Origin of the sequence: Flavobacterium oreochromis, from assembly GCF_019565455.1 — a bacterium.
GTDB classification, from domain to species: Bacteria; Bacteroidota; Bacteroidia; order Flavobacteriales; family Flavobacteriaceae; genus Flavobacterium; species Flavobacterium oreochromis.
Window position 1 is genome coordinate 244,719 of record NZ_CP067377.1, and the last position, 24,336, is coordinate 269,054.

Here is a 24,336-nt window from a genome sequence, read left to right on the forward strand (position 1 = left end):
ACTCATATTTACACTCTGTCGCTTTATAAAAAGTTTTTGCTTCTTCTACTGAAATAGTTTTAATATCTTCAGGGTTAATCTTTTGACTAACCGCAACAAAATTCTTTTTACTCCTTCTTTATTTACTTCTTTTTCTACCTGTCCTTTACAATTATAAAGTATTATAGAAACATAAAAGATTAGTATCTTTTTAACCATAGTTTTTTTCTTATAAAATTACTATGACTAAAAAATGTTTCCTTACGGAAAACCGTAACATCAACAAGAAATAAGAAAATAGTTTCTTTTATTTTAGTAAGTAGCGTGTATGAAGAAGTAACAAAATTATCTAATTGTTCATCACTAACACTATACACTTCATAAGTAGATAAACTCCAATTACATATTTCCTTATAAACATCTAATATTTAAAAACTATCACTATTTATTACAAAATCACCTTAAAGTAGATAAATTTGATTCATATTCCTCTTAAAGTAAAGGCACTATAATACGTTATCCCTTTCAAGTTTTTCAAAATTTTAGTGGGTATAAAATTTTCTACATGAGACTTTTATGAGTTTCAAATTTCGACCATTTCGTACAAACTAACAGTATCCAATAACTCCATCTCAAAATTGTAAATATCATCAATAGATGTTATAGGTTTTCTATTTTCATTTTTATCACTATTAAACAGTCCTATATACTTCTTATTTCCATTAAGATGTAAACGACATAGAGGCTTACGATTATTATCATCCAATAAGATTCCAAAATAAGATTGAGTGTCTCTATAAACTATTCGATGTGTAGGCAATTTTCTTCTTAAAATAGCTACTACTATACGATAGGCATCAAGTTCTTCTTCAGAAGTATATATTTTATTTTTCTCAACTTCTTCTATTTGATCTTTTTCTTGGATAATAACTTCTTTATTAAGAGCAAAATGCAACCTTTCATTTATTTTTTCTCCAATTAATTGTCCAAAGGCTTTTTGTACTAATTCCGTAAATTCTTCCATCACTTTTTCGGTTAGTCTGCCATTATAAACTCTTGAGGCGAAAAGGCGAACAAATTCGGGAGTAGGATTGCCAATTTCTACATCTATTTGTTTTCTAATTTCCTTGATAAATTTTAATGTACTTGCATTGTCAAGGATTTTGTTGACATCAAAATTAGATTTATGGAATTTAGCTATTTCATTTATGGCACTGTCTTTTAAATTAGAAATATCAAATTCAAAAAATGGCTTTTCATCCATTTTGTTTTTTTCGTCCAAATCGGTAAAAAACTGATATTGAATTCCATTAGTTAATAGTGCAAAACGAGTTTTACTTACGTGAAAATATCTAAATAATTGAGAACCGTGTACAGAAAGATTTTCTTTCCAATTTTTACACTCAATTATCATTATAGGTTCAGAATCTTGAATGATTGCATAATCTACTTTTTCTCCTTTTTAATACCAATGTCTGCAGTGAATTCTGGCACCACTTCAGTTGGATTAAAAGTATCGTAACCTAATATGTTAATAAAAGGAAGCACAAAAGCGTGTTTTGTAGATTCTTCGGTTTCGATTTTGTCCTTGAGTTGGTTTATTTTCTCAGAAAGTTGTTTGAGTTGTGTTTGAAGTTCCATAGCTAATCTTATTTAGTATTACAAGGATTGCTGCAATAGTAGCATCCGTTAACTTTAGTGTAGTGTTTTTTAGCTTCTTTGACAGCTTTCTGACAGTTGTTGAATTCTCCGATATAAATTCTATTTTCAACACTTGGCAGAAATAAATAACCAGATTCATGTACTTCATGATCACCATTAGCTTGCGCGTTTTTATTTACATAATAACTTTTCATCTTGTTTATTTTCAAATTGATTATTAATCTATTAGCTATTTCTTTTCTTCAATTAGATTTCCAGAAGGAAGTAGCATTTGAATATTATTTGTGATTGGATTTTTAAAAACTTCAAATCCATTTCGGCAATTTTTGTATCTGAAATAGAATGCCTTCAATCCTTTTAAAAATCCGTGCCTAAAAGTTTCTTCATACACATACTTTGAACAAGATTTTTTGAAGATACATTTAGGTTTACTATGCTTTGGTTTAGTAATCCAATACACACGGATGATTAAAAGAATTAAGTACTTCATACTACCTTTCAAATACTATCATTTGTCTAGTTGTTATGTAACCAGGTTTCGCTCCTAATCCAAAACAACCAGTTTCTGGGTTTACAAATGTGGTGACACTTTCTAAACGAACATACTTCCAACCTTGACTAGAAAAATCATTAATTAGATTTTCTAATTGGTTTGCTACGTTTCCTGAAGTTCCTTTTTAGGGTCTAAAGAGGCTACAAATGGTACTACTTTATATTCCATTTATACTATTTTATCTATTACTAAATCATTCAAATCAATTTGAAGTGCATAATTAACTCTTGAAGCCTTACTTATTTCTTTTGCTTTTTTAATGTGACTGACAATTATGGTTATTGCTCCATTTCTTGTGCCTCCATCTTGAAAAATAACTTTCCAAGCAGTATCCAAATCATTAATTTTGTTCCATCCTTCCTTAATTAAAACTTCATAGAAATTTTTTCTTTGCTCTGTTGTAACGTTAGGTAAATCTAATGTTACCAATGCTTTGTATCCCATATTTATAACTTTAATAATTAATAACACCCAAACTTACTTTCAATAAAAACCAATTCCTTACGGGAAACCGTAAAGCATAAAAAAGTCTGTAAAATGAATTACAGACTTGACTATAGACTTGGTAAAAATTTTAAACTATGCCCATATCCTTTGCGATAGCCACTAAGTGAATGGTGTTGTTAGCTTGAAAATAATCTTTAAGCTTGGCAATACGTTTTTCGATGGTACTTTTGCTATTAGGGGAAATACCTAATTGTTTGAATTTTGCCTCCATATTTTCTTGAGGGATTCCTAGTGCTAATTGTGTTAACAACTGAATGTCATAATCATCAATTTCGGCAGTTGATTTATCTTGGAGAACTAATTGTAAAGAAGGAGATAAATATTTTTCTTTGCCTTCCCATATTTTATTAATAGCAGTTAAAAGTTCATTAGCGGTGTTCCGGTGCTTTAAAACATAGGCTTCTATATTTTGCTCATTCATTAATCTCTTAATACGATGTGGTCTATCATCAATTGAAAAAGCAATAATCTTAGTTAGAGGAAATGACTTTTTTATTTCTGCAATTAATTGTTCTCCTGACGTTAATTTAGCATCTCGATGATCTGCTTTAAAGGATAAATCGGTAATTAATAAATCGTAAGGAGCTTTTTCATTTTGTGCTTTTTTAAATTTCAATAGTGCATCATCACAATATTTCACATATTCTACGACTGAAATATGTAATTTTTTCAATGCTTGTTCGGTTGCAATATTATTTAAATCAATATCGTCAACTACTAGTACTTTTTTAAACATTTTACAATAGATTATTTTGGGATATTAATTTTAGTTTTCAAACCTTTTCCTAATGAATCAAAAGTAATTTTACCGTTGATATTTTTAATACGGTTTTCCACATTTGACAATCCACTTTTTTTAATTTTTTCTAAATCTAATCCTTTTCCGTTGTCTGAATAGTCTATGTTTATATCATTTTTCCCACTGGCAAAGCTTACCAAAACTATTGTTGCTTGACTGTGTTTTTTCATATTGATTAAAAGTTCCTGAAGTACTCTAAAAATAGTAATCTTTTTATTGCGAGTAAATTTTGCCAATTTATGGTTTCGTCTTTTTTTATGATTACATTACATTGGTTGGTTTTATAACTATTGATCATAGCAATGAGAGCATCATTAAAATATTCTCCTGTTTCTATTGATTCATTTTCCTTAGAGATATTTCTTGACCTTTGATAAATATTATCTAACAGATTAATTAGTTCTTCTTTGTGTTGTGGTTCATCAATTGATTTAGTTTCTATATAGGATATGGTTTGAAAAACATCGTTTGCCAATTCATCGTGGATTTTTTTGGCTATTCTGGTTTCAGTAAAGTAAGTCGCTTTTTGTTTTTCTTGCCGATTTTTATTTTTGAAATAATTAAACAAAAACAACACAAAACTAACTAACAAAACCACTAAAACTAACCAAAAATCTTTTTCATTTTCGCTTTTTTGAAGTTCAAGCTCTGTTTGAATTTGAGAATTTTTAAGTTTTAAATTTTCCTCTTCCGTTACTTTAGCATCATACTTAATTTTAGCAAATTGATTTTTTGCTGAATTTCTAACATTTGTGATACTGTCATTTAAAATAGCGTATTGAAGTGCATAATCTTGTTTTTTTGTTGATTTAATTAAAAACAATAATGATTCTAATCTTTCATTTATACTTTTATAAATTGTTGCATTTATATAGGCTTTTTTTTCATAAAAACTAGCTCTTTTGGGATATTTTTTTAAATATAATTCTGCAAGATGTAAATAGCTTTCAATAGCTCCATACGAATCATGATTTTTTAATTTTAAATTTAATGATTGACGCATTAACTTTTCTCCTTTTTTATTTCATTTTTTTTAAAATAAGCATAACCTAAATTATCTATGTATATTGCTTTCCTTAAAGGAAATGCGTCTAAAAATTTTTCATTTATAAATGACTCTAATATTGCCACAGCTCTTGTATAATTACCCGTTTGAATATTAACATTTGCAATGTTATTTAAAGCCACAACCTTAGTAATTGAATCATCAGCTAACTGGTATGTTTTACTATAGTAATCTAAAGCTTGATCATAATTCTTCATTTCTTTAGCTGCAATACCTAATAAATTATTTACAGCAGATCTATAAGAATTATCTCTATTCAAATAAGGTAAAATTTCAATAAGCGTTGTTTCACTCCCAAAAAAATCATCATATACTTGCTGAATACTAGCCATTTGAATACTACAATAAGTAACATGATTGATAGTATTATCATTTTCAAATATGTTCTTAGCTCTATTATAATAATAAAATGCACTATCAAATTTTTTTTGATTATAATTATAATCACCTTTACTTTGAAACTTAAGAGCTATTGCATTTTTTTTAACTTTTTCTATCGTTTTAGAATTATGCTCTTTACAGCCCAAAAATAGAACTAGTAATAATAAAAAAAACGGGGAATGACTCATAAAACTGATTCTTTCCCCGAATTTAAAAATAAAAAATTAAATTTTATTATTTTGGTGGTTTAATAGGTACAAGATCATCACCTAGGTTAGTTTCAATTATCATCTCTTTTTATCCATAATCGTATCTATTCTTTTTTAAACAAAAGAGTATTCTCTTTTTAAAAAGTTCATTTTTTGAAGTAATATTCTTCTCTAAACTTTCTTTCTCACAAGAAACCATAGCTATCCCAATAGCCATATAAAACAACTTTTTCATAATGAATGCTTTAAAAAAATTATACAATGCTTAGCTGCTCGAATAGATTCTTTTGAATCGCTTTGCAGCTTGTTATTGGGAAGTTGAGTGCGCTAATACAGAAAGGTTTTAATACACTTCCCGGAATAAAAAAAGCCAATCTGTTTAGCTACACTTTTTTAGAAGTAGTTTTGTACATTTGTTCTTATCGCGAAATAGAACAAGAACTAAATCTGAAGCAAAGTTGCATTGTTTTGACTGGGGTTTAGCTATGTAATTCCGATAATTCCGAAGAATTACAGTTGTTCAATAGAATTCCAAATAATTCCGAAAAGTCTATGAAAACAATTACTTATAAAGATTATATTAAGGGTATAAAAGAGAAATATGAAATTGAAAAGAAAGGTGCTTTTTCTGGTTATCTTTCTAAACCTTCACCTGCTTTACTTAATGATTATTGCAAGATTTTAAAGCAAAATGGACTTTCTAAAAAAGACCAAGAAGTTCTTGAGTTATTTTATGGTTTGCCCAACTTTGACAATGATAAGTTTCGTCCAGTTTGTAATTTTTTTAACGGAAAAACGGTTAATCCTAGTCAAGATATTTTAGATATAATGGCAGTACTTGTAGATTTTAAGCCTCGCCCTTTAGGTGATTTTTTAAAAAACGGAAGCATTTCAAGTTATAGAGAAGAACATAGTACAGTTTTAGCTCAAAAAAACAGTAAACAAAAGATAGTAGATAAGGCTGAAGAAATATCTTTATTTAGAAATCTATTTTATAAAAAAAAGAGCATAATAATACTTTTAGCTGCCATATTACCTATTAGTATAGCTTCTTTAGTTTATTTATTTTCCATTCAAAACAATTCTTGTCTAATATGGAAAGAAAAAAAATACATAGAAGTAAGTTGTGATACGGAAGCAAACAGTTTTACAGACTTAAATTTTAAAATTCCTTATGATGAAAATTTACTTCATTTAAGAAAAATTGAGCCTACAGATACTACTACTTATTTTAAAAATGGTAAAGCTATAATTTGGTATTGCAAAATAAACGATAAGCATATAGAAATTTTTAATGCTCCTGGTCATCATCCTGTTTCTAATAAGCCCCTAAAAGCTATTACTCGATATATAATCAATAAATATCTAAAATTAAATAATAGTAGAAACAGAAATAAGTAAGTAATTTATTAAAATATATCTTCTGAAAAAATATCTTAAAAGTTTATACATTTTTTATTCCAAATACAAAAAAGTCCATAAATCATAAGATCTATGGACTTTTAGTTTGATTTGAGCTTTACATTGTGGAGTCGCCGAGAATCGAACTCGGGTCCAAACAAGCAATCAAAGAGCTTTCTACATGCTTAGTTTTCACTTATATTTTCGACTAAAAGCAAGGTTGAAAACGACCACTTTTAGCTTAGCTTTATAAATGTCAAAAAGGATTTAAAGCATTACCTTTTCTAGGTTTACTTTTACGGTTCCCCTTTACCAACCGCCATAAACCAAGGCTTTTGAGGAGAATCTAGCTTTCCTACCTTGTAGGAACTAGGCAAATCGTACTAATCTTCGGATTAAGCAGCTAAAGCGTAATTATTTTCGCCGTTTAAAGTTCGTATAGCAGATATTTCCGAGCCTACCATACTTGGCTCGACATGCTTACTAATCAATTCCACTCGCTGTCAAAACCAGTCGACCCCAATTAGCGATACAAAATTAAGAACTTTTTGCAAAATACAAAATCATTCCGAAATAAATCACTCTACTAATTCATCTCCTTTTTTATGTATATGAAAAGGATAATCTCCAAAAAGACCTGTTGCCAATTTTAAATAATAAGCTTTACGTGTATATTTATTTGACAAAGCGATTAAGGTTACTTTTTCTTTTTTCAATGTTATATAAGCAGAAGTATTACCGTGCCACCATCCATTATGATAAAACATTTGTTTACCATCTTTCCATTCCAATAATCGAATTCCTAAACCATAATTACGAATTCCTCTTGCTTCATAACTATACCCTTTATAAACTTCGGCTAGTAATTTCTTATTCAAAAAATCAGAATTATAGGTAGCCCTATCAAATTTCAACAAATCTCGGGCTGTAGAATATATATTTTTATCTCCATAAATATCATCTAAATGATTTAAAGGGTATTTTATATAATTTCCTTTATATGAGCAACTAGCGGTATCAGCATGTTTAGTTAAATCAAAAACATAGGTGTTTTTCATACCTAATGGCTGAAAAATCATTTTATTCATAGCTGTTCGATAATCCATTTTAGAAATTTTCTCTATAATTAGTGCTAATAACGCATAGTTGGTATTACAATAACTAAAACGAGCATCAGGCTTGAATTCTAAACCTATTTTCCCATTTTTCATAACTGAAACTAAATCACTATTATGTAATATTTTACCTCTCTCCCAAACGCCTTTATCTTCTATAAAGTAACTGTAATTTCTCAAACCACTTCTATGATTTAACAACATTCGAATTGTTATATCATCATATGGAAAATCTTTTAAAATGGTATTTACTTTTTGATCTAACTTCAAAAGGTTAGAATCTATCAACAAAAGTGTTGCCGTAGCTGTTAAGACTTTACTAACAGAGGCTATATGAAGAGGTGTATTACCTGTAATAGGTATTTTTTTTCGAAATTACTCATACCACTATACTTTTCGTATAAGATTTTTCCATTTTTAGCAACTAAAATACTGCCTGAAAAATCATTACTAAAGAACTCTTTATTATATAAGTAATCCATACTATCCTGGACCTTCTTCAACTCTTTTGAATCAACATCTGACAATTCTTCTTGATAAGGTTTCATCGTATAAATTTTTCCAATTTTATACTCTTCCTTTGTTTTTATTTTAGTTTTTTTGTCAGCACAGTTAAAGAACAAACATGGAACAACTATACTATATACTAAAACCTTGACTAATTTCATAACTAATTTTCGAAAACAATTTCCATTTTAAAATTCATTACTTTTTGAGCTTTCTGCTATCCATTTCACACAAAACGGGCGGCAAATATAACCAAACGGGCATACTTTTCATAAAAACAAGTCTTTTTAAAATTGTATAATACTTTTTAATGTTATATTTGCAACAAATTTAAACTCTTACGTTATAAAACCATCCTTTTAAAACTACTAAACAGATGAAATTTGGCATTATCAAAGAGAGGAAAAACCCACCTGATAGACGTGTTGTTTTTTCACCACAAGAATTACTTAAAGTTAAAGCAACCTTTCCAGAAGCCAATTTTGAAGTTGAAACTTCTGATATTCGTGTATTTAAAGACGAAGAATACAGTAGCTTAGGAATTTCGATAGATACAGATTTAACGGATTGCGATATTCTAATAGGCGTAAAAGAAGTACCTGTAGAAGCTTTAATACCTAACAAGACTTATTTCTTTTTTTCGCATACTATAAAAAAGCAACCTTACAACCGTAATTTATTAATTGCTTGTTTAGAAAAAAACATCCGATTAATAGACCATGAAACAATAGTAGATAGTAACAATAAACGCCTAATTGGTTTTGGACGTTATGCAGGAATAGTAGGTGCTTATAATGGAATTAGAGCTTTTGGCTTAAAGTATGATTTATACAATATTGCAAAAGCAGAAACTTTAAAAGATCAACAGGATTTAATAGAACGATTAAAAAGAATTACTCTCCCTCCTATTAAAATAGTTTTAACCGGACACGGTAAAGTAGGTTTAGGAGCAAAAGAAATGCTTGATGCTATGAAAATGAAAAAAGTTAGCATTGAAGATTTCTTAAACAAGTCATATGACCGACCTGTATATACCCATATAGATTTAGAAGACTATAACAGCAGAAAAGACGGAAACCCTTTTGACAAAAAAGATTTTTATACTCATCCTGAAGAATACGAATCTAATTTTGAACGTTTCACTAAAGTAGCGGATATCTTTATGGCTGGACATTTTTACGGCAACAATGCCCCTTATATACTTACAAGAGAGATGCTAAAAGCACCTGATAATAAAATAAAGGTAGTTGCTGACATCTCATGTGATGTAGATGGCCCTATAGCTTGCACCCTTAGAGCTTCAACAATTGCAGAACCTATTTATGGTTATCTTCCAAACGAACATCGTGAAATTCACTTTGAAGACCCACGTGCTATAGCCGTAATGGCCGTTGACAATCTTCCTTGCGAACTTCCTAAAGACGCTAGCGAGGGATTTGGAAAAACATTCTTCGAACATGTTATACCATCATTTTACAATAATGATGCAGACCAAATATTAGAAAGAGCAACTATTTGCAAAAATGGCAAGCTAACTCCTAAATTTGAATACTTACAAAATTACATAGAAGGCAAAGAATAAAAAGAATACCCTAAAATGAGCCTACTCTACAAGAATTACTTATTGAAAGTAATCTTCGACAGGCACGCAAAATATTCTATCAAAAAAGGGACAGTGCAAAAGTTTGTACAGTCCCTTTTTTTATAACTCACACTAAACAGACACTCCTTCTCCTGATTTACGATAAATATATTGTCCGTAAATATGTCTCTTAGCAAATCGATTAGGAGACTCCGCATTAATCATTTTTATATAAACATTCTTAGGAACACCTATATATTCATAAATTAACCCATTGAGATAGGTAACAAATAAAACTTGTTTTTCAAGATAAAAATCAATTATAGGAGAATTTGCAATCATCTCTTGATATTCGGAAAGTTTTTTTCAAGTGTTTCATTAGCAATGCTAACTAAAAAATGGTACGCATTGATAATCTCTTTACTTCTTTCTTCTGCTAAAACACGCCCTTCTTCATCATTTGCGAACTTATCTGGATGCGTCTCTTTCATCGCATTACGATAAATATTCTTAAGCTCCTTTAAGGTAACATTCTTATCAACTTCTAATAATTTCCTATACTCTACTACTCTTTTCATACTTTTGAGAATAAAAAAAGCCAATCAAAAGTGATTGGCTTACTTAGTAGCGGGAACAGGACTCGAACCTGTGACCTTCGGGTTATGAGCCCGACGAGCTGCCTACTGCTCTATCCCGCGCTGTGCGATTTGTTTTTTCAGTATGTAACTTAGTAGCGGGAACAGGACTCGAACCTGTGACCTTCGGGTTATGAGCCCGACGAGCTGCCTACTGCTCTATCCCGCGCTGTGCGATTTGTTTTTTCAGCATGTAACTTAGTAGCGGGAACAGGACTCGAACCTGTGACCTTCGGGTTATGAGCCCGACGAGCTGCCTACTGCTCTATCCCGCGCTATGCGATTTGTTTTTTCAGCATGTAACTTAGTAGCGGGAACAGGACTCGAACCTGTGACCTTCGGGTTATGAGCCCGACGAGCTGCCTACTGCTCTATCCCGCGCTATTTCGAGTGCAAATATACACCGTTTATTTATATCTACAAGCTATTTTAGTTTTTTTAATTCAATTTATTCATGACAAACTAAAAATCAGGATTTTAAATTTAAAATATCTAAAATAAACTCATCTATTTGCTCTAAAGTAACATTAGGCATACAAATAATATGTGAATATCCTTTCTCTGTTGCCAATTGCCATTTTGCACAAACCTCAACAGAAGGCGAAGGAAAAACCACTGTAATAGCATTTGGATTACGCCAAGCTTTCACCCCTATTTCATTTAATCGTTGTTCTGCGTAAGCTGCTACTCTTAAACTATGTTGTGCACGAGAAGCAAAGCCCTCTAATCCTAATTTTTTAATTGCATACCATAAAAACAAAGGGCTATGCCCATTTCTAGATCCTGTAATAGTAGCATCTGAAGATCCTATATACGCAATCTTCCTAGCTATTCTATCTCGATTTTCTTTTTTACGACTACCACTCCTGATGGCATAGGTGATCCTATAAATTTATGACCACTTACAGAAATACTATCACAACCATCTACAAAATCAAAAGCAGGACGAGGCTCCACAAAGGGTGCAAATCCACCTGCTAAAGCAGCATCAGCATGCACATAATACTTTTCAATAGCCATGTCAGCAACTATCTGCTTGATTGTTGGAATATGATCTTTAGCTTCTGTCATTGTAGTACCAATATTTGCCACGACTACTACCGGACGGTGTCTATTATAACGAATAGCTTCTTTTAAATCATTATAGTCTATTTCACCATTTTCTTGTGAACGAACTATAACATATTCCATATTAAGAAGGGTTACATTTTTCTGAATACTATAATGTGTATCTTCTGAAAAATAAACCATAGCATTAGGATACAATTCTCTAGCCACATACAATCCATATAAGTTTCCTTCTGATCCGCCATTAGTTACATATCCCCAAACGTTATCTGGATTTGCTCTAAAAAGTTTCGCAAAAAAATGCACTACTTCTCGTTCCATCTCACGCGAATCTACTTGATAAGTTGATTTCACAAATGGATCTCCTAGGTTATTCATTGGAAATTGCAAAAAGGGAAGTAATTCAGAATAATCGAAATCTTTAGAAACAGGATACCCTAAGAAATACTTTGTACGATCTTCTACTTGAGATAATAATTGTTGTAACTGCTGAGAGACTTTTAAATTGGGATTACTCATATTTGTTTTTTTAGCAAAAATAAGAATATTAGATTATATTTTTATAAAAAACTATTTATTTAGAAATATAATCTAAAAAAATAATATCAAACAAAAATTAAAACTAAAAAAATATTTTAAAAACAAAAGACCTTTATTAAATTTCAGCTAAAAAAAAACTCGAATCAATTCAACTATTAGAATCAATTCGAGTTTTAAATTTTAATTATTAAAAACTAATTTTATTTCAACGCATTATACAAAATCTCTACAGGATGTTGTGCTTCCCTTCCTGTGCCATCTGCAATTTGATGACGGCAACTAGTTCCTGAAGCAGAAATAATAGTTTCCTTTGCTTCTTGACGAATTGTAGGAAATAAGACTAATTCTCCTATATTCATTGAAATTTCATAATGTTCTTTTTCATACCCAAACGACCCTGCCATACCACAACAACCACTTGGTATATTAAGTACTGTATAATTTCTAGGTAATGACAAAATCTGTTTTAATGGCACTAATGATGAAAGTGCTTTTTGAAAACAATGTCCGTGCATCCTTACACGTTCTTCTTTATCTGTAAAACTATTAGAAGTAATTTTTCCTTTTTCAATTTCTTGTGCTAAAAATTCTTCCATCAAAAAAGTACGTTTAGCTATTTGTTTTGCTTTATTTTTTAATTCTCCACGACATAAATCAGGATATTCGTCTCTAAATGTAAGAATGGCAGATGGTTCTATTCCTACTAAAACAGCATCTTTTGGCAAGAACTGAAATACTTTTTCTACATTTTTCTCTGCAATTTCTCTAGCTATCTTTATCATTCCTTTTGAGAGATAGGTTCTACCACTCATTCCTATTGATGGAACTAGAACCTTATACCCTAATTTATTTAATAGTTTAACAGCTGTTTGTCCTATAGTTACATCAAAATAATTTAAAAACTCATCACTATACAAATAAATTTCTCCATTATTAAAGTTTCCTTCTTGATTAAATTTAGCGATCCATTTTTCAAAGGTTATCTTATTCATTTCAGGAAGAGAACGTTCTGTTGCAAATCCTGTTGCCTTTTTAACTAGTGTTCCTAAAATTCCTTTTGTTGACAAGTTATACAAAAAAGGCATATTTTCAAATAATTTATTTACTCGAGGTGTATGTCCTATTAATTTGGAACGAAATTTTACTCCATTTGCATCGTAATAGTGCTGTAAAGCTTCTGCTTTTAATTTAGCCATATCTACATTAGAAGGGCATTCCGATTTACAACCTTTACAGCTTAGGCAGAGATCTAAAACATCTAGTATTTCGTCATGATTAAATGGGTTTATTTGATTAGAATGTGTGATTGTTTCACGTAAAATATTAGCTCTTGCTCTTGTTGTATGTTTTTCATTACGAGTAGCCATATAACTAGGACACATAGTCCCTCCACTTTTCTCTGTTTTACGACAATCACCAGAACCATTACACATTTCAGCTGAACGTACAAATCCATTTAAATCTGAAAAATCAAAATAAGTTTCAGGCATAGGGGTTACTTGTCCTGCTTGATAACGAAGTGATGTATCCATAGGAGGTGTATTTACAATCTTCCCTGGATTAAAAACATTCCATGGATCCCATGTATTTTTTACTTGAATAAACATTTGATAAATTTCTTCTCCTAACATAAATGGAATAAATTCACCTCGCAAACGACCATCCCCATGTTCTCCACTTAAGGATCCTTTGTATTTTTTCACCAAATGAGCTATATCTGTTGCAATCGTTCGAAACATAGCTGTTCCTTCTGATGTTTTTAAATCGATAATAGGACGCAAATGTAATTCACCTGTAGCTGCATGTGCATAATGTACACAATAAAGACTCCTACGTTCTAGTGTTTTATTAAATTCTTCTATAAAATCAGGTAAGTCTTCTACTGCTACTGCTGTATCTTCAATTACAGCAACCGCTTTAGCATCACCAGGAATATTAGATAAAAGTCCTAGACCTGCCTTACGAAGATTCCACACTTTATTGGTATCTTCTCCATAAACAATTGGGAAATGATACCCTAAGCCAGCCGCACGCATTTGTGCTTCCATTTTTTGAGCAACTTCTTCAATTTCTTCCACCGTATCACGAAGAAACTCTACTACTAAAATGGCTTTTGGATCCCCTTGAACAAAGAAACGATTTTTACTCTGTTCTATATTTTCTTTTGTACAATCTAAAATATAATGATCAATTAATTCGACGCTGTCTGGCTGATATTGCAGTGCAATTAAATTAGCTTTTAAAGACTCATTGATACTATTACAATGTACGCAAACTAAACCCGCTTTAGGTTTTAATGCGTCTACTAAATTTAATTTAATTTCAGTTGAAAAGAACAAAGTTCCTTCTGAACCTGCAATCAATTTACAGAAATTAAATTTTTCTTGAAAATCACCAAAAGGTGCTGTATCGGCTAACAAATCTAAAGCATAACCTGTATTACGTCTTGGAATTGTTTTTTTTGGGTAATTGGCATTAAATAGTTCTTGATTTGCAGGATTAGAAAGTATTTCTTTAGCTTGCAGGTAAATTTTTGCTCTAATTCGCTTACTACATTTTTACCTTGACATTTAGCCTCAAACTCATCATTGGTTAATTCGCCAAAAGTAACTTCATTTCCATCAGCCAAAAAGCCTTTGATTTCTAATAAATGTTCTCTAGTTGACCCATATACTACTGAACGAGCCCCACAGGCATTATTACCGACCATCCCTCCAATCATACAACGATTACTAGTAGAGGTTTCTGGACCAAAAAACAAACCATATTTTTTTAGATGTAAATTAAGTTCGTCTCGAATAACTCCTGGTTGCACCCAAGTCGATTTCTCTTCTTTATTAACACTTAGTATCGAGGTAAATTTTTGTGATATATCTACAACAATACCTTGCCCGACAACTTGGCCTGCTAAAGAAGTTCCTGCTGCACGTGGTATAACGCTTAATTGGTTCGTACGAGCAAAATCAATTATCTTTTTATGTCTTCTTTTGATTCTGGCACTGCAACGGCCATAGGCATTTCACGATAAGCGCTGGCATCTGTAGCATACAGCGTACGCATGGTTTTATCATGATATAATTTTCCTTGTAATGATTGTGCTAAAACATCTAATTTCATGTTCACTTTTTAATCCTTTTTAAACAGAATTTTTAATTTTTCTCTATTTCTAAAATGATTAATACAAAATTCTATAGCGTATTGTATTGGGAATCATTTTTAATTGTTTTTCTAAATCTGGATCGTAAAAACTATCTATATCAGTAATTACATAACCTATTTGTTCATTTGTTTTTAAATATTGCCCTAAAATATTACAATTTGCATTGGATAATATTGTATTAATTTGAGCTAATATTCCTTTCACATTTTCATGTATGTGCATTACTCGATGGGCATTATCAAATTCAGGCAATTGAATCTCTGGAAGGTTAACACTTCCAAAAGTAGTACCTGTATTAATATATTGTATAATTTTTCCAGACACGTAATGTCCTATATCATGCTGTGCTTCTTCAGTACTTCCTCCTATATGAGGTGTTAAAATAACATTATGTCTACCTCGTAAAGCTGAAACAAAAATCTCATCATTATTTTTAGGCTCATACGGAAATACGTCTATAGCTGTCCCTTTTATTTTACCATTATCTAAATTAGTAATTAGGGCATCCATATCCACTATATGTCCACGGGACAAATTTAAGAAGACTACTCCATTTTTCATCAAATTAAATTCGTTTGCAGCAATCAATTGTTGATTATTTTCCCTCCCATCAACATGCAAAGAAATAACATCTGCTAGAGCTAATAATTCTTGTAAGGATGCGCATTTTTTAGCATTCCCTAAAGCTAGTTTATCTACTACATCATAAAAATACACTTGCATTCCTAATGCCTCGGCTAGGATAGAAAGTTGCGAGCCAATACTACCATAACCTACGATACCTAGTTTTTTTCCTCTAATTTCTACACTCCCATTGGCTGATTTATCCCAAATACCCTGGTGCATTTTTTGACTTTTTTCAAACGTAGCTCGCATTAACATAATCATTTCACCTATAGCTAATTCTACTACTGAACGTGTATTACTATAAGGAGCATTAAAAACGGCTATTCCTTTTTGACTACAGACTTGTAGGTCTACTTGATTTGTACCTATGCAGAAGGTGCCAATTGCATGTAATTTATTAGCATTTTTTAATACTTGCTCAGTAACTATTGTTTTAGATCGAATTCCTAATATAGACACGTCCTTTATCTGTTCAGACAGTTCTTCTTCTGATAACGAGCCTTTTAAACTAGTTACTTGATAACCTTCTTTTTCAAATTGAGCAACTGCATCTGGATGAATATTTTCTAAAAGTAGAACTTGTATTCTGTTTTTAGGGTATGATACAGATGCTTTATAAGATAAGTCATATAAAATTTCGTCTAATGATGGTGCTATTTTTTCTGCTAAATCTAAAACAACTTGTCGACGTACATTTTCTGTAAACGCATAAAACTTTGAAACAACGCCATATTGTAAAGTTTGATAATCTGTATAACCATCACCAATCATGATAACTTCTCCTTCAAAATTTAAAGATTGTATTTTTAGGGCTTTTCCTTTATTTTCACACAATTCATCTTTTTGATCAAATCCTACTATATTTCCCTGATGATCAAACTCAAATGTATTTGCTAGTACATTTTGAGGTTTTATACCAAACTCTTGAACAATGGGCACTATGATTTCTTTAAATCCATTTGAGATTATATATACTTCTTCTTTATGAAGTTTAAAAAAATTTTTATTACGAATAACAGATGTTGATATTTTACCTTTTAGTTCTTTAATTAATTCTTCTAAATGGTCTCGATGTGCTTGTAACAATTGAATTCTTTTAAATAAAGATTCTTTAAGGGTAATTTTTCCTTCCATACCAAGATTTGTAATTTCTTGTATAGCAGATAAGATTTTTTGTGCTGCATTAGTTTTTCCATGCACAATGACTGACAATTCATCTAAGGCTTCTACCTGAATGAAAGTGCTATCAAAATCAAAAATAAATGTTTTCGTTGTGTTCATGCTACAATAGATTGGATAGACTTAAATAATTTTGGAAAATAAATTTAGTTTATCAAATTGAAAAACTGATCTATTCGCTATTTTTTTTCAAAAGTAAAATTAAGGACTCTAACGACTTAAAATTAAAATTTAACAATGAATCATTTATCGCTAGGTATTGTTTAAGATTTTTAGCCGCTTGTTCTTTATCAGAAGACAAACGCAAGCCTCTTGACTTATTTTTATCTTTTATAAAAAAACAAAATTGGTTTTTTGCTATAATATATTTTTTATTTTCAAATAGGATTTCTCTGAATTCAAAAGTTTCCTTTTTATCATCTAAAACACTTTCTAATGACTCTATTTTTTCTAAAACATCTGAATTTTCAACACCAAAAGCAATATAATCTCGGATTGCAAAATAATTATCTAAAGTTATTCTCATACCATTATACCCATGAATTATAAGATCTGCTATATCATTTTGATATGATTTAAAGAAAAAATTATCCTTACCTTCTTTAAAATTTAAACTATTGCTGAGTTCATGTATAGTTTTAAAACTTCCCACTCCTTTATGATTATCGTATATTGCAAAAAAAACATCATCATTTCTTTCATTAATTTTTAAAATTGATGCAGCGTTTTTATCAAAATAATCTAAATCGGCAATTTTTTTTATATCATGCTCTAGCTTATAACCTTCTGCTATGGCTTTTTCTGCTAAGAATTGATAAATTTTATCTGTTGACAAGTCATCATAAATAAACGTCTTTCCGTTTCTTAAAATTAATCTATCCCATTGAAACGCATCTGATAGCAAAGGATCTCTAAAGTTTGATTCTTTATCATTTATGTCTAACTGACAATAAGCAGCTATATAATTATCATCTAAATCATATAAAATATTTTTGATAAAGGATATTTTTCCTTGACTAAAAGAAAACGATGAAGGAATTGTTTGAAAACGTCCTATAGGCAGACCCTTAAAATACAAATCTTTTCCTTTTATTTTTATATCTTGTCGATTGAATTCACCCTTAACTTCATCACTAATAAGTGGTTCTGAAGAATCTGTTCTTAGTTGTAAATTAACTGAATTAATATTATCTGGATAAACTCCGTTTTCGTCTAAAATTTTTCTTTCATAGAGTGCTTTTAATAATTCTTTAGATCTACTAAAAGAGGTTTCCAGGGTATTAATTTTAGTAAAACTAGTAAAATTTGCATTGGTCAATTCAATATCAATCTGATTAGATTCTTTACAGTTTCTACAATTAACTACTTTAGCCCTCATTAAAAGGTTTTCATTCAAATCAAAAAGTTCATATTTAGTTCTATAACTTACTTCTTTTAGAATTGCTACTTTTTTACCTTGAATTGAGACAAAATGATTTTCTATTTTTATATCTTGGGCGTAAGAGGTAAAAAACGAAAAAAAGTATAATAACCATTTTTTTTTCATAAACTCATAAAACAAAAAGAGTTCTCTTATTTTCACAAGAGAACTCTGCATTAATTTTTATTATAAAACTTACTTTGTTTCATTTTGAAGTTTTACATCTGTACTTTCAAAAATTTTATCTGCTGAAGCCGCAATAAATCCTGAATATAATTCTCCGTTAGCCATTGGATAACGTAAGGCAAATTCATAATAACAAGAAGGTATTTCTTTTGCTCCTTCATTAAAATTTACAGTATACAAATCTGCTAATGTACTTGACTGTTCTAACAATTCTGCTGGAGTTCCTTTAATTTCACCACCTGAAGCGTTTAATTTCCATCCATTATCTTTTAAAAATTGATTTAAAGACTGTAATGTTGGGAATTTTGTTAGTGCATTTACATTAATTGTAAAGTGATTAGCACGGAAACCATAAATATACATCCAAGCAGCGTATTCTGACTCTTCTAATAAAGTAGAATAAGTAGCATAAGACGAGTTATTCCAAACAGCACCGCTTAAAATCAAATCTTCTTTTTCAAATACAGACTGATCACAAGCGTCTAAAGTTTCTTTTACCGTTTTTTGTAAAGACTCCGAACACTTAGCTAATTCTAATTGTGAGATAAAAACACGTGGAGCACTTTTATCTGTAGTATGTTCGTAGTGTTTAGCAAATAATTTTTTTGACTCAAAAACATACTCACCTTTTGGTTCATAACCTGCTTTTAAAAATGGTTTTTCTAAAACTGAAATATCAACTCGCTTATCATCATATGTACGAATAGCAATATGATCATTACCAATCACTTCTCCCTCAGTAGCTAATAATGTGTGAATTTTTTCAGCAGATGGAGTAATAGCGATGTATTGCTCCCATAATTTTGACAATAATTGATCTTTATCCATAGTGTTGTTTTCTTTTTTAATGTGACACAAAATTAGTGTATTTATAAGTATATTTACAACATGAAAGTAAATTTATTAAAATTTGACTTTTATAGAGACAAAACAATATCAATTTAACATTTTAAAAAGAATATAAAAGAACCAAAAAATCAATATTTTTATTTTTTACATTTTCAGGGATATAGCAATTTTTAAAAATTTTTAAAATGGCAAAAGGATTGAACAAAATAATAGATTATATCAATAAAAAAATTATTCAAAAACTTAGTTTAGATGGTCGTTTTGCTTATTCTGAATTAGCTAAAGAATTAAATATATCAAATTCATTAGTTCATCAACGAATTAAGAAAATGCAAGAAGCGGGTATAATAAAAGGTTTTTCTATTAAGCTTGATGCAAAAGCTATGGGATATGAAACAATTACTTATACAGGCATTGCTACTAAAGAAGCTCGTTATTCTTATTCAATTGCGGAAAAACTAAAAGAAATTCCAGAAGTAGTAGAATGTCATTTTGTATCAGGGAAATATGCTTTATTCTTAAAAATTGTAGCCACAAATAATGAGGAATTTAGAAAAATTTTATACGAAAAAATTCACGTTATAGAAGGTGTTGGAAGTACTGATTCGTTTATTTCTTTTGGATCTGCTTTTGAAAAAGAGATGCCTATACTGTAATTATTTGTGAATATTTTTTATATATTTGATTACCAAACTATAAAAAAAGGGATATGCACATTAACGTTTTATCTATTATTGTAGCTTCATTAGTAACCTTGTTAACAGGCTTTATTTGGTACAATCCAAAAATATTTGGTACTATTTGGATGCTAGAAGCGGGAATAACGGAAGAGAAAATGAAAAAAGGGAATATGATAAAAATATTTAGTTTAACTCTTTTTTATTCATTTCTTTTATCGTTCATAATTGCCCCTGCTGTAAACCACGAAATCGGTGCTATGCAAGCAGCTGGAGGAAATGCAAATGACGCAGCATTAATTGATTTTTTAAAAATACATCATGGCAGATTTTTATCGTTTAAACATGGTGCTTTACATGGGAGTATGCTTGGTATTTTTTTCGCCTTACCAATCATTGCCATTAATAGTTTATTTGAACAAAAATCATGGAAATACATTGCTATCAATGCTGGTTATTGGATTCTATCATTAGGTATTATGGGAGCTATAATTTGCGGATGGCAATAAAAAACATTAACATTTATTTATAAAACAATCGCCTTATATTTAAGGCGATTATTTTTTTATTTTGGAATCAATTACATTTACTATACACCAAACAATCAAAGAGCTTCCTGCTACATGGAATATGATAGCTAAGGATAATGCTTTTTTACAAACATCTTATTTATCAGTTTTAGCAGATTCTTCTCCGATTAACATGCAATGTTTTTATATTGCTATTTATGAAAATAATCAACATATAGGAGTAGCTTTAGCTCAATATATTGAATCAGAAAAGTTATCTTCTTTTGGCGATCGTGACAAATGTCTTAGAGTTTATACTAGAAATTTCTTATTACGTCATTTTGCTTCTAATGTATTATTCATTGGCAATAACATGATTACGGGGCAAAATGGGTATGCGTTTTGCAAAAAAATGGATTTTTCATCTATTAGCCAGATTCTTCAAGAATGTGCTAATGATTTAATTAATGATTTTAAAAAACAAAAAATCAACATACATATTGTTACTTTTAAAGATTTTTATGAAGATTGCAGTGAGGAATTAAAAAAACATTATTTCAAAAACATTTTTGAATTTAATATTCAACCCAATATGATTTTTGAATTAAATTCAGCATGGAGAACAAAAGAAGATTATATAGCTGCTTTTTCAAAAAAATATCGAGACCAATACAAACGTTCTCGCAAAAAATTGAATGAAATTGTAACGCAGGAATTATCATTAGAAGAGATTAAAATACATGAAAAGAGAATTTATGAACTCTACTTCTATGTAGCTAAAAATGCTCCTTTCAATACTTTTTTCTTATCAAAACATCATTTTTCTACTTTTAAAAAGAATGTGGTGATCGATTTAAGTTGACAGGTTATTTTTTAAATAATAGATTAGTTGGTTTTCACACTCTTCTTTTAAATGGTGAACTATTAGAGACTTATTTCTTAGGCTATGATGAACAGATACAAAAAGATAATATGTTATATCTAAATATGTTATATAACATGACTGAATTTGGTATTGAAAATAAATTCAAAAAAATCATATTCGGCCGAACAGCTTTAGAAATTAAAAGTTCTATAGGGGCAAAACCTGTTGTAATGTCTGGTTTTATTTATCATAGGAACAAATTCATCAATAAATATATCCATAAAATTTTTACTGGTTTAGAACCTACTGTAATATGGAAGGAAAGACATCCGTTTAAATCGTGATCAGTGATCAAATTTTAAATAACAGATTTAAATTGAATTTTATTTTATCAATAATCTAAATACCTAAAATAATCACTGATCACTAAAAACTAGTTTTCCAATTCTAACTGTACGTTTTCCCAATCTTCCATAAACTTATCTAGGTCCTTTTTCTTTTTTTCATAGGCTGTAAAAAAGAAGTGTCTTGTGATAGTTTCTCATAATTTTCAGCTAGGGCTAAGTCATCTTTTTGAATTTGTTTTTCTAATTCTTGTATCTGACTTTCTATCTTTGATAATTTATTTTGCAATGCTTTTTTGGCTTTTTGTTCTTCATAACTCAAATTTTTAGGTTCAGATTTTAAATTTGATGGGGTATTATTTATCCCTTCTTTTGAAATTTGAGTTGTATCTTTTTCTCTACCTCACGAAAGTTATCAACATTACGTTGTTCTAAGAAGAAATTAATATCTCCTAAATATTCTTTTATTTTTTGATCTTTAAACTCGTACACGGTATTAGCCATCCCTTGTAGAAAGTCACGATCATGGGAAACTAATAACAGTGTTCCTTCAAACTTTTGTAAGGCTGCTTTTAATACATTTTTAGATTTAATATCTAGGTGATTGGTCGGCTCATCCATTACTAGAACATTAAAAGGTTGTAATAATAATTTACAGAGAGCTAATCGATTTCTTTCACCTCCAGAAAGAACTTTAACCTTTTTTTCTACATCATCTCCTCGGAATAAAAAAGCACCTAACATATCTCGTACTTTAGAGCGATTAGAATCAGTTGCAGCATCAATCATAGTATCTAAAAGAGTTTTGTCTCCATCTAAATATTCTGCTTGATTTTGTGCAAAATAGCCTAGTTGTACATTATGTCCTAATTTTATAGCTCCTTCAAAAGAAAACTCATTGACAATAGCTTTTATAAAGGTAGATTTTCCTTGTCCATTTTGACCTACAAATGCAATTTTACTACCTCGTTCAATGTTTAATGATATATCTTTTAAAATTGTTTTTTCCCCATATGATTTAGTTACGTTATCAGCTTCTACTACTACACGTCCTGGAACTACTGAAATGGGAAATGAAATATTCATAACGGAATTATCATCTTCATCTACTTCAATACGTTCTACTTTATCTAATTTTTTTATGAGTGATTGTGCCATCGATGATTTAGTGGCACTATATCTGAAACGATCAATTAGTTTTTGGGTTTCTTCAATTTTCTTTTGTTGATTTTTTTGAGTAGCTAACTGTTTTTCGCGGATCTCTTCTCTTAAAACTAAATACTCCGTATAGGGTTTGTTAAAATCATAGGCTTTACCTAGGGAAATTTCAATGGTTCGATTAGTCACATTGTCTAAAAACATTTTATCATGTGATACAATAACAACGACTCCTGGAAATGTTTTTAAAAAACTTTCTAACCAAATGATACTTTCTATATCTAAATGGTTGGTAGGTTCATCTAACAGTAAAATATCATTCGTTTGCAGTAACAATTTTGCCAATTCTATACGCATGCGCCAACCTCCTGAAAAGGTATCTGTTTGACTATTAAAGTCCTCTCGTTTAAAGCCTAGTCCTAACAATACACGTTCTGCTTGCCCTACATAACTATAACCTCCTAAAATTTCATAACGATGTTGTAAATCACTGAGTTTTTCAATTAACTCAGTATAGGATTGACTCTCATAATCTGTTCGTATGGTTAGTTCTTGATTAATTCTATCTATCTCAAATTCAGTCCGTTTTATATCTTCAAAGGCCATATAGGCTTCTTCTAATACGGTTCTGCCTTTCACAAAGTCAATATCTTGACGTAAAAAACCAATTTGAATATCTTTTTCTGTGGCAATATCTCCTGAATCAGGTTTAAAATCACCTGAAAGAATTTTCAAGAGAGTGGATTTCCCTGCTCCATTTTTTCCTACTAATCCGACGCGATCTCCGGCTCCTAATCTAAAGGTTATTTCTTCAAATAAAAAAGTCCCTCCAAAAGAAATTGATAAATTGTGAATATTTAGCATAAATTGTTAATTAAATTATATATTCAAAAGCGTAAAAAAACTACCTTTGAGAAAAAAATTTTTGCAAATGTTAAAAAAAGGATTGAAAATCAATAGCATTTTAACAGGAAGTTGTCCTAAATGTCAACAAGAAAGCATGTATAAATCAAGCAACCTGTTTAACCCAAAGTATACAATCAAAATGAATGAACATTGCTCTCACTGTGGATTACAGTACTCAATGGAACCTTCATTTTTTTATGGTTCAATGTATGTCAGTTATGCCCTGGGCGTTGCATTTGGGGTTGCAGCATTTATTATTTGTTACGTTTTTTTAAAAACAAGCTTAAAAACGGCCTTTATAGGCATTAGCTTAACGCTCGTTCTCTTTATGCCTGTTATCATGAGGCTTTCTCGAAACATTTGGATTAGCTTCTTTGTTTCCTATGATAAAAATTGGCAATTAAATTCAAAAAAATAAACGCTTATTAATCGTTTGTTCACAGCAAGCTGTG

24 protein-coding genes, 4 tRNA genes, 1 other RNA gene and 3 pseudogenes are annotated in these 24,336 nt (G+C 30.1%); 7 read left to right on the plus strand and 25 right to left on the minus strand.

Going from position 1 to position 24,336, the window contains the following annotated elements; genetic code table 11:
* Nucleotides 1-562: 562 nt before the first annotated feature.
* From JJC03_RS01225 to JJC03_RS01265, 10 genes are all read right to left on the minus strand, one after another.
* On the minus strand, nucleotides 563-1,393 hold the full coding sequence (locus JJC03_RS01225) for a type I restriction enzyme HsdR N-terminal domain-containing protein (protein ID WP_309597715.1): 831 nt from the start codon (nucleotides 1,391-1,393) through the stop codon (nucleotides 563-565).
* A 32-nt stretch (nucleotides 1,394-1,425) separates the two neighbouring features.
* Nucleotides 1,426-1,620: a hypothetical protein gene (locus JJC03_RS18520; protein WP_309597716.1), complete on the minus strand. Its 195-nt coding sequence runs from the start codon at nucleotides 1,618-1,620 to the stop codon at nucleotides 1,426-1,428.
* Nucleotides 1,621-1,628: 8 nt separating this feature from the next.
* Nucleotides 1,629-1,835: a hypothetical protein gene (locus JJC03_RS01230; RefSeq protein ID WP_088399769.1), complete on the minus strand. Its 207-nt coding sequence runs from the start codon at nucleotides 1,833-1,835 to the stop codon at nucleotides 1,629-1,631.
* A gap of 35 nt (nucleotides 1,836-1,870) precedes the next feature.
* Nucleotides 1,871-2,131 carry a membrane protein insertion efficiency factor YidD gene (gene yidD, locus JJC03_RS01235; protein WP_258932059.1) on the minus strand — a complete coding sequence of 87 codons (261 nt, stop codon included), beginning with the start codon at nucleotides 2,129-2,131 and terminating at the stop codon, nucleotides 1,871-1,873.
* A gap of 231 nt (nucleotides 2,132-2,362) precedes the next feature.
* Nucleotides 2,363-2,638, minus strand: coding sequence for a hypothetical protein (locus JJC03_RS01240; protein ID WP_088399757.1), 276 nt, complete (start codon nucleotides 2,636-2,638; stop codon nucleotides 2,363-2,365).
* A 130-nt stretch (nucleotides 2,639-2,768) separates the two neighbouring features.
* The gene (locus tag JJC03_RS01245) at nucleotides 2,769-3,437 is read right to left on the minus strand and encodes a response regulator (protein ID WP_088399755.1); all 669 of its coding nucleotides are present in this window, start codon (nucleotides 3,435-3,437) and stop codon (nucleotides 2,769-2,771) included.
* Nucleotides 3,438-3,448: 11 nt separating this feature from the next.
* A complete protein-coding gene (locus tag JJC03_RS01250) occupies nucleotides 3,449-3,670 on the minus strand; it encodes a sensor histidine kinase (RefSeq protein WP_235873844.1) in 222 nt (73 codons plus the stop codon).
* A gap of 5 nt (nucleotides 3,671-3,675) precedes the next feature.
* The gene (locus tag JJC03_RS01255) at nucleotides 3,676-4,503 is read right to left on the minus strand and encodes a hypothetical protein (RefSeq protein WP_235873845.1); all 828 of its coding nucleotides are present in this window, start codon (nucleotides 4,501-4,503) and stop codon (nucleotides 3,676-3,678) included.
* Nucleotides 4,503-5,135, minus strand: coding sequence for a tetratricopeptide repeat protein (locus tag JJC03_RS01260; protein ID WP_235873846.1), 633 nt, complete (start codon nucleotides 5,133-5,135; stop codon nucleotides 4,503-4,505). Before JJC03_RS01260 ends, JJC03_RS01255 begins: the two co-directional genes overlap by 1 nt.
* Nucleotides 5,136-5,244: 109 nt before the next feature.
* Entirely contained in the window at nucleotides 5,245-5,391 is a 147-nt protein-coding gene (locus JJC03_RS01265; protein WP_235873847.1) for a hypothetical protein, read from the minus strand.
* Nucleotides 5,392-5,708: 317 nt separating this feature from the next.
* On the opposite strand from JJC03_RS01265, the gene JJC03_RS01270 reads away from it, so the two are divergent.
* Nucleotides 5,709-6,557: a hypothetical protein gene (locus tag JJC03_RS01270; RefSeq protein WP_235873848.1), complete on the plus strand. Its 849-nt coding sequence runs from the start codon at nucleotides 5,709-5,711 to the stop codon at nucleotides 6,555-6,557.
* Nucleotides 6,558-6,680: 123 nt separating this feature from the next.
* Here the strand turns inward: JJC03_RS01270 and ssrA are convergent.
* The 3 genes from ssrA to JJC03_RS17100 form a co-directional block, all read right to left on the minus strand.
* Nucleotides 6,681-7,078: a transfer-messenger RNA gene (gene ssrA, locus JJC03_RS01275) on the minus strand.
* Nucleotides 7,079-7,135: 57 nt separating this feature from the next.
* Nucleotides 7,136-8,035: a serine hydrolase domain-containing protein gene (locus JJC03_RS01280; RefSeq protein ID WP_309597776.1), complete on the minus strand. Its 900-nt coding sequence runs from the start codon at nucleotides 8,033-8,035 to the stop codon at nucleotides 7,136-7,138.
* Nucleotides 8,002-8,340 carry a hypothetical protein gene (locus JJC03_RS17100; RefSeq protein WP_258932060.1) on the minus strand — a complete coding sequence of 113 codons (339 nt, stop codon included), beginning with the start codon at nucleotides 8,338-8,340 and terminating at the stop codon, nucleotides 8,002-8,004. Before JJC03_RS17100 ends, JJC03_RS01280 begins: the two co-directional genes overlap by 34 nt.
* A 215-nt stretch (nucleotides 8,341-8,555) precedes the next feature.
* Between JJC03_RS17100 and JJC03_RS01285 the strand changes: the two genes are divergently transcribed.
* A complete protein-coding gene (locus JJC03_RS01285; protein ID WP_088399745.1) occupies nucleotides 8,556-9,761 on the plus strand; it encodes an NAD(P)-dependent oxidoreductase in 1,206 nt (401 codons plus the stop codon).
* 132 nt (nucleotides 9,762-9,893) lie between these two features.
* Here the strand turns inward: JJC03_RS01285 and JJC03_RS01290 are convergent.
* From JJC03_RS01290 to JJC03_RS01335, 11 genes and pseudogenes are all read right to left on the minus strand, one after another.
* Nucleotides 9,894-10,339 (minus strand): annotated as a pseudogene (locus tag JJC03_RS01290) (KTSC domain-containing protein).
* 47 nt (nucleotides 10,340-10,386) lie between these two features.
* Nucleotides 10,387-10,459, minus strand: a tRNA-Met gene (locus JJC03_RS01295).
* Between the two features lie 33 nt (nucleotides 10,460-10,492).
* Nucleotides 10,493-10,565: transfer RNA gene (locus tag JJC03_RS01300), tRNA-Met, on the minus strand.
* 33 nt (nucleotides 10,566-10,598) lie between these two features.
* A tRNA-Met gene (locus JJC03_RS01305) sits at nucleotides 10,599-10,671 on the minus strand.
* 33 nt (nucleotides 10,672-10,704) lie between these two features.
* Nucleotides 10,705-10,777, minus strand: a tRNA-Met gene (locus tag JJC03_RS01310).
* Nucleotides 10,778-10,865: 88 nt separating this feature from the next.
* A complete protein-coding gene (locus tag JJC03_RS17105) occupies nucleotides 10,866-11,156 on the minus strand; it encodes a PLP-dependent aminotransferase family protein (protein ID WP_258932061.1) in 291 nt (96 codons plus the stop codon).
* Nucleotides 11,157-11,224: 68 nt separating this feature from the next.
* Nucleotides 11,225-11,983 (minus strand): histidine decarboxylase, encoded by a 759-nt coding sequence (locus JJC03_RS01315; protein WP_258932062.1) that lies wholly within the window; start codon nucleotides 11,981-11,983, stop codon nucleotides 11,225-11,227.
* 221 nt (nucleotides 11,984-12,204) lie between these two features.
* Nucleotides 12,205-15,121, minus strand: a pseudogene (locus tag JJC03_RS01320) (FAD-binding and (Fe-S)-binding domain-containing protein).
* A gap of 58 nt (nucleotides 15,122-15,179) precedes the next feature.
* Nucleotides 15,180-17,072, minus strand: a complete 1,893-nt coding sequence (serA, locus tag JJC03_RS01325; RefSeq protein WP_235873849.1) for a phosphoglycerate dehydrogenase — start codon at nucleotides 17,070-17,072, stop codon at nucleotides 15,180-15,182.
* A gap of 70 nt (nucleotides 17,073-17,142) precedes the next feature.
* A complete protein-coding gene (locus JJC03_RS01330) occupies nucleotides 17,143-18,567 on the minus strand; it encodes a hypothetical protein (RefSeq protein ID WP_123867140.1) in 1,425 nt (474 codons plus the stop codon).
* Between the two features lie 18 nt (nucleotides 18,568-18,585).
* Entirely contained in the window at nucleotides 18,586-19,404 is an 819-nt protein-coding gene (locus JJC03_RS01335) for a DUF1338 domain-containing protein (protein WP_088400424.1), read from the minus strand.
* Nucleotides 19,405-19,610: 206 nt separating this feature from the next.
* On the opposite strand from JJC03_RS01335, the gene JJC03_RS01340 reads away from it, so the two are divergent.
* The 4 genes from JJC03_RS01340 to JJC03_RS17110 all read left to right on the plus strand — a co-directional run bounded on the left by JJC03_RS01340 (nucleotide 19,611) and on the right by JJC03_RS17110 (nucleotide 21,820).
* Nucleotides 19,611-20,081 (plus strand): Lrp/AsnC family transcriptional regulator, encoded by a 471-nt coding sequence (locus JJC03_RS01340; RefSeq protein WP_088400426.1) that lies wholly within the window; start codon nucleotides 19,611-19,613, stop codon nucleotides 20,079-20,081.
* A gap of 53 nt (nucleotides 20,082-20,134) precedes the next feature.
* Nucleotides 20,135-20,611 (plus strand): DUF1761 domain-containing protein, encoded by a 477-nt coding sequence (locus tag JJC03_RS01345; protein WP_088400428.1) that lies wholly within the window; start codon nucleotides 20,135-20,137, stop codon nucleotides 20,609-20,611.
* A 61-nt stretch (nucleotides 20,612-20,672) separates the two neighbouring features.
* Nucleotides 20,673-21,473, plus strand: coding sequence for a hypothetical protein (locus JJC03_RS01350; RefSeq protein WP_258932064.1), 801 nt, complete (start codon nucleotides 20,673-20,675; stop codon nucleotides 21,471-21,473).
* Nucleotides 21,470-21,820 carry a hypothetical protein gene (locus JJC03_RS17110; RefSeq protein ID WP_258932065.1) on the plus strand — a complete coding sequence of 117 codons (351 nt, stop codon included), beginning with the start codon at nucleotides 21,470-21,472 and terminating at the stop codon, nucleotides 21,818-21,820. Before JJC03_RS01350 ends, JJC03_RS17110 begins: the two co-directional genes overlap by 4 nt.
* 89 nt (nucleotides 21,821-21,909) lie before the next feature.
* Here JJC03_RS17110 and abc-f read toward each other — a convergent pair.
* Nucleotides 21,910-23,842 (minus strand): annotated as a pseudogene (gene abc-f, locus JJC03_RS01355) (ribosomal protection-like ABC-F family protein).
* A gap of 67 nt (nucleotides 23,843-23,909) precedes the next feature.
* Between abc-f and JJC03_RS01360 the strand changes: the two are divergent.
* Entirely contained in the window at nucleotides 23,910-24,302 is a 393-nt protein-coding gene (locus tag JJC03_RS01360; protein ID WP_088444458.1) for a DUF983 domain-containing protein, read from the plus strand.
* The last annotated feature ends 34 nt before the right edge of the window (nucleotides 24,303-24,336 follow it).

Coding starts and splice junctions, on each gene's coding strand:
- JJC03_RS01360 (WP_088444458.1), top strand. CDS start 23,910: ATGTTAAAAAAAGGATTGAAAATCAATAGCATTTTAACAGGAAGTTGT.
- JJC03_RS01245 (WP_088399755.1), bottom strand. CDS start 3,437: ATGTTTAAAAAAGTACTAGTAGTTGACGATATTGATTTAAATAATATT.
- JJC03_RS01285 (WP_088399745.1), top strand. CDS start 8,556: ATGAAATTTGGCATTATCAAAGAGAGGAAAAACCCACCTGATAGACGT.
- JJC03_RS17100 (WP_258932060.1), bottom strand. CDS start 8,340: ATGAAATTAGTCAAGGTTTTAGTATATAGTATAGTTGTTCCATGTTTG.
- JJC03_RS01315 (WP_258932062.1), bottom strand. CDS start 11,983: ATGAGTAATCCCAATTTAAAAGTCTCTCAGCAGTTACAACAATTATTA.
- JJC03_RS01255 (WP_235873845.1), bottom strand. CDS start 4,503: ATGCGTCAATCATTAAATTTAAAATTAAAAAATCATGATTCGTATGGA.
- JJC03_RS01230 (WP_088399769.1), bottom strand. CDS start 1,835: ATGAAAAGTTATTATGTAAATAAAAACGCGCAAGCTAATGGTGATCAT.
- JJC03_RS01340 (WP_088400426.1), top strand. CDS start 19,611: ATGGCAAAAGGATTGAACAAAATAATAGATTATATCAATAAAAAAATT.
- JJC03_RS01240 (WP_088399757.1), bottom strand. CDS start 2,638: ATGGGATACAAAGCATTGGTAACATTAGATTTACCTAACGTTACAACA.
- yidD (WP_258932059.1), bottom strand. CDS start 2,131: ATGAAGTACTTAATTCTTTTAATCATCCGTGTGTATTGGATTACTAAA.
- JJC03_RS01335 (WP_088400424.1), bottom strand. CDS start 19,404: ATGGATAAAGATCAATTATTGTCAAAATTATGGGAGCAATACATCGCT.
- JJC03_RS01265 (WP_235873847.1), bottom strand. CDS start 5,391: ATGAAAAAGTTGTTTTATATGGCTATTGGGATAGCTATGGTTTCTTGT.
- JJC03_RS01330 (WP_123867140.1), bottom strand. CDS start 18,567: ATGCAGAGTTCTCTTGTGAAAATAAGAGAACTCTTTTTGTTTTATGAG.
- serA (WP_235873849.1), bottom strand. CDS start 17,072: ATGAACACAACGAAAACATTTATTTTTGATTTTGATAGCACTTTCATT.
- JJC03_RS01345 (WP_088400428.1), top strand. CDS start 20,135: ATGCACATTAACGTTTTATCTATTATTGTAGCTTCATTAGTAACCTTG.
- JJC03_RS18520 (WP_309597716.1), bottom strand. CDS start 1,620: ATGGAACTTCAAACACAACTCAAACAACTTTCTGAGAAAATAAACCAA.
- JJC03_RS01225 (WP_309597715.1), bottom strand. CDS start 1,393: ATGATAATTGAGTGTAAAAATTGGAAAGAAAATCTTTCTGTACACGGT.
- JJC03_RS01270 (WP_235873848.1), top strand. CDS start 5,709: ATGAAAACAATTACTTATAAAGATTATATTAAGGGTATAAAAGAGAAA.
- JJC03_RS01250 (WP_235873844.1), bottom strand. CDS start 3,670: ATGAAAAAACACAGTCAAGCAACAATAGTTTTGGTAAGCTTTGCCAGT.
- JJC03_RS01260 (WP_235873846.1), bottom strand. CDS start 5,135: ATGAGTCATTCCCCGTTTTTTTTATTATTACTAGTTCTATTTTTGGGC.